At 59.0% G+C, this 9211-nt stretch carries 8 protein-coding genes; 1 reads left to right on the forward strand and 7 read right to left on the reverse strand.

What is annotated here, in order from left to right; translation table 11 throughout:
• The 7 genes from ABX749_RS11350 to ABX749_RS11380 form a co-directional block, all read right to left on the reverse strand.
• Positions 1–1158 (reverse strand): TolC family protein (locus ABX749_RS11350; protein WP_372896081.1); only part of this gene is annotated, 1158 nt, incomplete at its 3' end.
• A gap of 38 nt (positions 1159–1196) precedes the next feature.
• Positions 1197–2540: an HlyD family secretion protein gene (locus tag ABX749_RS11355; RefSeq protein ID WP_372896082.1), complete on the reverse strand. Its 1344-nt coding sequence runs from the start codon at positions 2538–2540 to the stop codon at positions 1197–1199.
• 25 nt (positions 2541–2565) lie between these two features.
• Positions 2566–4704, reverse strand: a complete 2139-nt coding sequence (locus tag ABX749_RS11360) for an ABC transporter transmembrane domain-containing protein (protein WP_372896083.1) — start codon at positions 4702–4704, stop codon at positions 2566–2568.
• A 127-nt stretch (positions 4705–4831) separates the two neighbouring features.
• A complete protein-coding gene (locus ABX749_RS11365) occupies positions 4832–6487 on the reverse strand; it encodes a putative ABC exporter domain-containing protein (protein WP_372896084.1) in 1656 nt (551 codons plus the stop codon).
• Entirely contained in the window at positions 6480–7238 is a 759-nt protein-coding gene (locus ABX749_RS11370; protein ID WP_372896085.1) for an ABC transporter ATP-binding protein, read from the reverse strand. The genes ABX749_RS11365 and ABX749_RS11370 overlap by 8 nt, the downstream gene beginning before the upstream one ends.
• 41 nt (positions 7239–7279) lie before the next feature.
• Entirely contained in the window at positions 7280–7525 is a 246-nt protein-coding gene (locus ABX749_RS11375) for a hypothetical protein (RefSeq protein ID WP_372896086.1), read from the reverse strand.
• 94 nt (positions 7526–7619) lie between these two features.
• On the reverse strand, positions 7620–8009 hold the full coding sequence (locus tag ABX749_RS11380) for a hypothetical protein (protein WP_145208691.1): 390 nt from the start codon (positions 8007–8009) through the stop codon (positions 7620–7622).
• Positions 8010–8146: 137 nt separating this feature from the next.
• Between ABX749_RS11380 and ABX749_RS11385 the strand changes: the two genes are divergently transcribed.
• On the forward strand, positions 8147–8890 hold the full coding sequence (locus ABX749_RS11385; RefSeq protein WP_372896087.1) for an ankyrin repeat domain-containing protein: 744 nt from the start codon (positions 8147–8149) through the stop codon (positions 8888–8890).
• Positions 8891–9211: the final 321 nt, after the last annotated feature.

A 9211-nucleotide genomic window follows, 5' to 3' on the forward strand; every position in this document is an offset into this window, starting at 1 on the left:
GAAGTCGCCTTTGTCGTCGGATTTCGTCGCCGGTTCCCCCATGTCCTGTGACGCTTCGGTCACAAAGTCGAAGCGGGGCAACAGTTCGTTGCACGCCAGACGGCGGTCCCATTGAACCTGACGCAGTTCGTACTGCAGGATTTGTGGTTCGGGGCGACGACCGAGGGCGGCGGCCAAGTCTGCGTTGAAATCAAATTCGGTCTGTTGTTTGATCACGGGGAACTGCGTCGGCAACCAACTCTTGGCGGGAACCAACGGTCGCCCCGATTCGTCTCTCAGATAAAGCCCCAACTTGAACGCGGTGGCTTGGAACTTTTGCTGTGCCTTGAGCCGCAGGGCGCTCCGCTCGGCGATCAACTGTTGATTCAAGACCAGATTGATCGTCGCGAACTTCCCCGCCTCCACGCCGACTTCGAATTGTTTGCCGCGTTTGACGGCCAGATCCAGCAGTTCCTGTTGTGCCTGCAACACCGCCCCGGCAGCAACCCATTCCCAATAGACTTCGATCGCCTCGCTCGAAATCGACAAGATGGCTTGTTGGAATTGCGGCTCGGCGGCTTGTTGTTGCAGCGAAGCCTGAAAGACGGCGACACGTTGCGGGTCGATCGCCCGACCTTGCAGCAACGGTTGTGCGGCACTGATTTTGAACTCGCCGGCATCGTCGGTCTGACGTTCTTTGTACCACGGTTGATAGAACCCGCGCCCGATTCGATAGCCTGCCGACAGATAGCCGCCCCACCAGGTCTGTCTGGCCAAGCCCAGTCCGCTGCGATAGTTCTCGTAAAACCCCGTCGGCTCGGACAGCGAATGGGCATCGAATTTTGTGTCGTAGGCGCCGTAGGCGGACAACAATTCGCCACCGGCCAGCGGACGCAGTTGCCGGGCGCGCTGGATGTCCGGATAGGCACGATACAAGCTTGCCAGGACATCGGCCAATTTCAGTGGCTCTTCGGCAGCGGCCGTCGATTGTGCCGCTTGTTCGCCCTCGGACGTGTTTGATTCGACCACCTCGGCCGGTGGCGGCTGAACCTCGTCTTCCACCATCGCCAAAAACGCCGCAAACGAACGCTGATCCGTCTCGTCCTGCGGGGCTCGGATTCCCTCTTGGGCACCGGCATTGATCGTGCATCCACCCCACAGCATTGCCGCGAGTGCCAATCGAGTGGCTCCGCGGCGGCTGGACCGGGCGATGACACTCAAGGCTTGGGCAGTTTGACTTTCGCCGCCTTTTGCTTCTTGGGCTCGTCGTCGGCCACGACAGGGGGAAATCCGTTCAATTGACGCCATATCTCATAACCGAGAGGAACTCGTTTCAGCAAAACCCATCCGTTTGCCCGCACACCTTGACGAAGGTATCGGTCATCCGGCCAGCCATCCTCCCGTGGAAAATGATTGTCCGGCGTGACGATCACGCGGAAATACCCCATTCCATCGTCGGTTGGGAAAACCCGGTTGACTTTACCGCCGAAGGTCCCGACCGCCACCGAGGGCCAGCCGACAAACTGCACCGCCGGCCACCCCTCGAATTGCAGACGCACAGGATCCCCTTCCTGAATCAGCGGCATGTCGTTGCCGCTGACCTTCATTTCGACCGCCAATTCATCGGCATCGGGCACGATGACGAACAATTGATCGCCCTCCTTGATGGTGTCGCTGCCGGTGACACCGTTCCACTGCTGGATGTAACCGGAACGGGGCGCCCGAATCTCCAATCGATCCAGTTCCGACCGCTTGTTGCGTAGATCCGAGATCTCTTTTTGAACCGTGTTGACCTTTCCGGTGGCCGCGTTGATCTTGTCATTGGCCTCCTGGTTCTTGATTCGGATGTCCCGCTTCTTGGCTTCGATTTCCTCTTCTTTGGAGGCGAGGGCGGCGTAAACTTCCTGCTCGGCGTTCTCGGCCTTGAGCACCTTGGCTTCCTGAGCGTCGACCGCGCGACGCTTGGTAAACAGCTCTTCGCGTGAGATCAGGCCTTGCGGAAAGACGTCTTCGGCGACTTGCAATTGATTCATCTTGTCACGCAGTTCCGCGCGCAGTGCGGTGACCTCGTTTTTCGCCTGTTCCCATTTTTGCTTGGCCGCGTTGAAGTCTTGCTGGAGCGATTTTTCCAGCGACTCGCCGGATTGAAATTGCAGTTGGGCGTTGGTCTTGGCAACCTCCAGGCTCGCCTTTTCGGCTTGCAATTTGGATTCCAATGCCATGATCTGGGTATTGATCTGCGCCACGCCGTCGGCTGCGAACGGACTCATCTGCAGCAGCAACTCGCCTTCTTCGACATAGCTGCCTTCGCGCAGTCCTGGTTTGACGTAGCTGACCACGCCCTTGGATTGGCTGAGCATCGGCTGCGGCCGTTGCTGTGGATCGAGCGCCCGAACGATTCCGGTGCCGCGCGCGGTTTGCCGCCACGGCACGAATACCATCGCCGCGATCGAATGGATCAATGTGACAAACGTGATCCGACCGACGATGCGTACGATCCGCCCGGTTCGGACCATCTGCAGCGCCGGAAAGTCATCGGCGGAAGGTTCGGATGCAATCATGTCAGTGAACAACGAGTGCGTGTCGTTAGGATAGGTGCAACGAAATCTGGCTATCGCAAAGTGCGGCGACGTCATCCCGGTTGGTAAAGACGATCAACGTCCAATTCGCATCGGGACCGGTCAGTTTTTTCCAAATCAATTCGCGATGTTCGCGGCTCAAATGATCCATCAGCCCGTTGATGACCAGCAAGCGGGGATACGGCCCGATCGCGCGGGCAATCATCAATCGCGATTGCTGATCCTGAGTCAGCGGGTAGCCGCCGGTCTGGACCGGGGTGTTCAGCCCGCTGGGAAGTGCGAGCACGGCTTCGAGCAAATCGGTAGCGGCGAGTACATGACGCACCCGATTGGGTGAAACGTTGGGACGCCCCAGGCTGACATTTTCGATGATCGAACCGTAAAACATCTCGGGCGGTCCGGCGTATCCGACCAGTTCACCCGGGTCGGCACTGGCCGCTTCAAAGGCATCAAACCCGGCGATCTGGATCACGCCGGCATCGGGATCGATCAGACCGGCCAGCGATTTTGCCAAGTAGTCCATGCCCGGCTGATCGTCGCCGATGATCGCCACGCGAGAACCGGCCGCAACCTCGGCGTTGGGGATCTTGCAATGGTACATCATTGAATCGAACGTCAGCTCGCTCCAACACACCTCCGCGGGGCCTGGGGGTATCGTTCCGATCTCCGTCCGTGGGTCCGGCGGAATGTCCAGCAGGTAACCGACTTTATCAATCCCCGCCATCATGTCGTAAAACTTCTCCAGCGACTTCCCCGCCTTGGCGAACGCACCGACCACGACGGTAACAACCAACTCACTGGCTACCAATTGCCCGAGCGTCAATTGTCCATCGATGACCAACCAGCCCCCCAGCCCGAGCAGCACGGTGGACGCCGCGACCTGCAACCCGACGGCGAAAATGACCTGACGGATCACGACGCCGAATTGCTTCTTTCTCGCTTTGATGTATTCCGAAGTCAGCTGGTTCGCACGCAGAATCGCCAGCCGCTCGCCACCGCCGGTCTTGAACGCCGAAGGCATCGCGATCACGTCTTGCAACCAATGGGCGACTTCATACTTGGTCTTCGATTCCTTGATCGCCGTCAGAATCCCACCGCGACCAAGGATCCAGGTAAAGAAGACCATCGTGAAGATCAGGGCGAGGTCGAACCCGAGCAGAAACGGGTGGTAGAACGCCAACAGAATCAGCCCCATCGCGGTCGTCAGCACCACCGTCACACCGTCGAGCAGCAACACCGCCGTCGCCTTTTGAATCGTCATGATATCGAACACGCGGTTGGCCAACTCACGCGGATACTCGCCTCGCAGCGAAGCCTGGTTGGCACGCGGGAATCGATGCGACAGGTCGCTGACGATTCGCACGAATTGACGTCGCTGAATCATCTCGACCACCCAGGTCTGCAGGACCTTGAGCACGCCTGCGATCCCCAGACACGTCAGCAACATCCCCGCCAACACGACCAGCGGCTGGAAATACGTTCCCCAACTGACGACATTGACCAACCCTTCGATGACCAGCGGAGTCGCCAAGCCCAACACCCCGGCAACGCCGGCAAACAAAACCACCAGCCACAGGTCACGCCGATCCAAAGTCAACAGCGCGACCAAACGCCGGACCGGTGTCGGATATTCGCCGACGCCGTCGTGTGCCTGGGCGCCTGAAAGTGTTTCGCACTCCAGTTCTTTTTTTGCGACCAACATTCGCACCGATTCGCGTTTCCCGATCAGGCCGGCCAGCTCCGATTTGTTCAAACAGAGATGCTCGGTGGTCTCGCCGATCAGGGACGCTTCCAGCCGACTCCCCTCGGGCCGCTCCAGCACCAACATCTTGCCGGCCTCCAAGGCGAACACGACCGCATACCCCTGGCGAACGGTCGCAAAGGTCTCCCCCGCGCTGCGGAACGGCGACTCCCGCAACACGATGTCGGACTTCTCCGCCGCGTCCATCAACTGCCGAAACGGATCGTCCGGATCGTGCACCAGCACGTGCAACGCGATCGGCTGCTTTTTGACCTGGACATCGAGCGCAATGACCAACACCGCAATCGTCTTTTCGACCACGCTGATACTCGGAACTCGGTCTAAGCCGTGTTTCTCGCCAGCGCGATCGATCTCTGCGGCATTGCCCTCACCCGGTCGTAACATGTCAATGATTTAGAGAATTAGGAGACGAAAACCCGGGCCACACCCTGACGTGGTCAGGACTGACCCTATCACTAGTCCGGCCAAACTGTACGGTCAACGCTCGATTTTTGACAAGCCGATAACTCGGTCAATCACCCAAAAACTCGCTGTCGACAAACCGGATCCCGGAGTACCACCACATCGCCGGCAGCCCCGCCAACATCGCCAGCCCCGCGGTAATCGAACAAAACGTCCAAGAAAACCCCACCAGCACCCCGGCGATTGCCGCCGATCCGACGGCAAACAGCAAGATCGGCGTCATGGAAAGCCCCAGGATCATCATAAAAATCAACGCCCGCGCTCCCTGAAAGACGTCGGGGGTTCCGCTGGGCATCGGACGCAGCCCCGTCACCGCCGAAATAAAATTGGTCATCGACGCAAACGCCAGACTGAATGAAGCCCCGGCAAACACCACCGACAGCGACTGCACCATCGTCAGAGAACTGACCACCAGGGCCGGCAAACAAAACGCACACTCGATCGCCAGCAACACCGTCGCGGTTCCCGTGACCATCCCCGTCGCAATCGCCATCGGGCGGATCGGCAACGTCTGGTACCATGTTAATAGACGCCGATTTGCGGAAAACCCGCTCTGCGCCGTGATCGACACCAGAAACCCCACGTAGGCCGACGCCGCCAGGGCAAGCGGCACCGCATAGGTTCGGGCCGGATCGGGAATCGTGTCCGGAAACTGGGGCAGCAGTACCGCAGCGGCGATCGCCGCCACCATCCCGATGAGAATCATCCCAGGTACCAACCGGCCGGTGCGGCGGATGGCCGACGTGACTTGTGACCAGGCCACCGGCCCAACACCGCCCCACCATCCGAACGCGGGCAATGACCGCGACCGTTCCGCCTGACGCGTCGACATGGCGTAGACGTTGCCGCCGCGAATCCGCTCCAGCTTCTTTTGCCGCCGTGCGACGCCCTCGACCGCAAGCTCTGAGAATCCGCCGTTGGTCCGGTAACAACTGACCGTGATCCCGGAAACCAAGGCGACGCTCATCAACAGCCCCCCCAGCCACTCCATCCCGATCGCACTTTCGATCAGCAACACAAAGGGACGAAACGGAAGCGTCAACGCGCGTGCAGCCCAACCGTCATTGATCGCCCGGGAAATCATTTCCACCGAATAAACGTCCGGCGACCGCAGCACCTGATGAGCGACCTCCGTTGCGATCAATGCAAGACTGGCTCCGACGCTCCAGCGAATCGCTCGCAAGAGCGTTGGCGAAATCCGGGATCTGACCAGCGTGTATTGAAAGGCGATCATCGTGATGAACGCTCCCCCCAACGCGATCCCCAGAAAACCGCCCAACAGGCTGCCGAAGTGTGGCAGCAGAAACACCGAAAAGAAAAAACTAAGCGGCAGCCATCCGATCCCAAACGTCAACAATCGGTACGACAGGATCTGAGAATTGGTGAACGGTCCGGCAAGCACAAATTGGAGCTCCGCTGGCTTGAGTTCCAACATCGCTTTGCCCGAATCGGTCACCACCATCATCGCCGCCGCGGCATACATCAACACCGGGATGGCACTTCCCAGCAACTCGGCAATGATCGAGGAAGGCTGTTTCTGATCACTCAGCGCCATCACCACGGTGGGCATCAGACCGAATGAAACCATCGCCAGCATGAACAGGGTGAAGAACGCTCCGGACGGTTTCTTGACCAACCGCCACCCTTGGCGAACCGCGGCCCACATCAGCATCCGCATCAATTGCGTCAGAGCGGGATCAATCATCGCTCACCGCAAGATTCTGATCGTCGAGTTCTTCCGGTTGCCCGGTCAAGCGAAAGAAGACTTCTTCCAATGAACCGCTGGCGCCCCCGAACCGCTCGCGGGCCTCGCCCAGCGGACCGCTGAACAACACCTTGCCCTGTCGAATCAACACCAAGAAATCGCACAAGTCATCGACCAGCGACAGCAGGTGCGAACTGACCAGCACCGTCGCGCCTCGCTGCGACTGCTCGCGAATCGTTTCCTTCAATGTGCGAATACTCGGCGGGTCCAGCCCGGTCATCGGTTCGTCCAGCAGCAAGACGTCGGGGCGGCGTAGATAGGCGCACGCGATCGCCACCTTTTGCCGCATCCCCCGCGACAATTCCGACGCCAACGTGTTCTTCTTGTCGCTCAACGTCAACCGACTCAGCCAGTCCTCGGCGTCCTCTTGCCAGTCGGTCAAACGATACGCCGACGCGATGAACTGCAGGTGCTCCTGGACGGTCAACGTGTCAAACAACGGCGGGTCGTCGGGAACATAGGCCGTGCGTTGTTTGACCAAAATGGGATCGACCGCCAGATCAGCGCCGGCCACTCGCATTCGCCCCGCGGTCGGTCGAAGAATCCCGCACAAGGTTCGAATCGTTGTCGTCTTACCGGCACCATTGGGACCGACCAACGCCGCGACCGAACCGGCCGGAATCGCGAACGACGCACCGGCCACGGCAACAAAGTCACCGTAACGTTTGACGAACGCTTCGACTTCGATCATGGTCTGACGCCGGGTGCATGGTTCAGAAGAACGCGGCCGAATCAACGACTGGGAGATTCAATTTCGAACAACATGATCACGGTCACATCGCCGCCGGAAAACGTGTTCATCGGTCCCGTGCCGGTATCCACCGACGCCGAATGATTGCCCGAGATCGACAACACCCGCACATTGTTCTTTCGGATGAACCGGTTGATTTGTTTTTCCAAGTCTTCCAGTTCGGTATCGACGGACTTGAAAATCTTGACCTGCTGCACGTGAATACTCCGCACTCTCGTTCTTGGCATGAAGAAAACGTGGCCGATCCCGGGGTTCGCACGATCGACCCGACATCCGCCAAGGTAGCACGCCGGTTCCAGCCATGCGAGCGGTCAGCTTGCCCTAACGCGGCAATCGAGGCGACGAGACCACGCGATCGATCGCCTCGGCACCGGCGAGCACCGCGACGCTGCGGTCCAGCCCCGCTTCGCGGAACAACCGCCGCATTCCGATCATCAACGCATGCCAACAGTGAATCGTCTCCGGGACCGAGATCTTCACGGCATCGTCGCGGTCAAACCCCTGCTCGCTGACCGAAATCTCGGTGGGAAGATGCAACAGCGCTTCCAACATCAAATGTTGACAGCACTCCAATTCGCTCAAGCCGGGATCATCGTAGATCCACAAATGCGGCCCGAGAATGCGATCGATCATCGCCAAAGCCGCCGAATCCGCCGTGTCGCTGTTGAGTACCAGTTCCGTCTGACCACACTGAACGTAAAACTTTGCCACCGGATCGCTCCTCCGTGAAGAAATGTGAGATACTGAAGACCGCGGAAGCGTTTTCGCCTCCGTGACCACCAACAGGATCGCGAGACCGTTGACACAACCGGTCACATCACCCCAACGCCCGATTTCGATCGCTCATCATGCCCACCCGTTTGACCTCTTTTCCCCACGTTCTGGCCACCTCGCTCTGTCTTGCCGCGCTGATGTTGGCGGTCGGCTGCAACGGGGAAACGTCGGATTCCAACGCTGACACCGGCCCCCCAACCGAAACCACAAACGAGACGGTCGATGTCGCGGACAACGTCACGCAAGACAGTGACAGTCAAGACGGCGAGGCCACGGAAACCGAGCCGACACCCCTGTCCGAGCCGGCACCCCTGTCCGAGCCGCAGAGCACTGCGAATGCGTTGTACAGCCCCGAAGCCTTTCGGGTGGCCGCCCACGACGGCAAGCTACGCGTCGTCGAGCTCTGCCTGGAAAGCGGTATGGATGTCAACGAAGCCGATGCCAACGGGCTGACGCCGCTTGCCATGGCCGCCTACAACGGTCACGACGCCATCGTCAAGTTGCTGATCAAGCACAATGCCACGATCGATGCCCGCGACCGGACCGGCAAGACGCCGCTGATTCACGCCGCCAGCGGCCCCGCCCCGACCACAGTCGAAATCCTGCTGGACGCCGGCGCGGACATCAACGCCGTCGACAACGGCGAACACTGGACCGCGCTGATGATGGCCGCTGCCGAAGGACAAGCCGAAGTCGTGGACGTCTTGCTGGCCCGAGGCGCGAAGAAAGACCTGGTCGACATCGATGGCGAATCCGCCGCCTACTTCGCCCGACAAAACGGCCACCTCAAAATCGCCGAACGGTTGGAAGGACGTTAGGGGGCCAGGTTCCAGGTTTCAGGTTTCAAGTTTCAAGTTTCAAGTTCCAAGTTCCAAGTTCCAAGTTCCAGGTTCCAAGTCAGTTGGCAGTTGGCAGTTGGCAGAAAAATGGGGGGCAGAAAAATTGGGGAGACGGGAAGTAGGCAAGAAAATGGGTGACACGAAAAGTTCGGACCAAAATGCAATCTGACGACCTGCAACTTGGAACTTGGAACTTGAAACTTGAAACTTGAAACTTAAAACTTAAAACTTGAAACTTGAAACTTGAAACTTGAAACTTAAAACCTATTTCCCAGGGACGCAGAGTTCGATCCAGTGTCC

The sequence above is a fragment of the Stieleria sp. genome (genome assembly GCF_041595215.1).
GTDB classification, from domain to species: Bacteria; Planctomycetota; Planctomycetia; order Pirellulales; family Pirellulaceae; genus Stieleria; species Stieleria magnilauensis.

Excerpts from the sequence above, each read along its gene's own strand:
- ABX749_RS11375 (WP_372896086.1), bottom strand. The coding sequence starts at position 7,525 with ATGCCAAGAACGAGAGTGCGGAGTATTCACGTGCAGCAGGTCAAGATT.
- ABX749_RS11385 (WP_372896087.1), top strand. The coding sequence starts at position 8,147 with ATGCCCACCCGTTTGACCTCTTTTCCCCACGTTCTGGCCACCTCGCTC.
- ABX749_RS11360 (WP_372896083.1), bottom strand. The coding sequence starts at position 4,704 with ATGTTACGACCGGGTGAGGGCAATGCCGCAGAGATCGATCGCGCTGGC.
- ABX749_RS11370 (WP_372896085.1), bottom strand. The coding sequence starts at position 7,238 with ATGATCGAAGTCGAAGCGTTCGTCAAACGTTACGGTGACTTTGTTGCC.
- ABX749_RS11355 (WP_372896082.1), bottom strand. The coding sequence starts at position 2,540 with ATGATTGCATCCGAACCTTCCGCCGATGACTTTCCGGCGCTGCAGATG.
- ABX749_RS11365 (WP_372896084.1), bottom strand. The coding sequence starts at position 6,487 with ATGATTGATCCCGCTCTGACGCAATTGATGCGGATGCTGATGTGGGCC.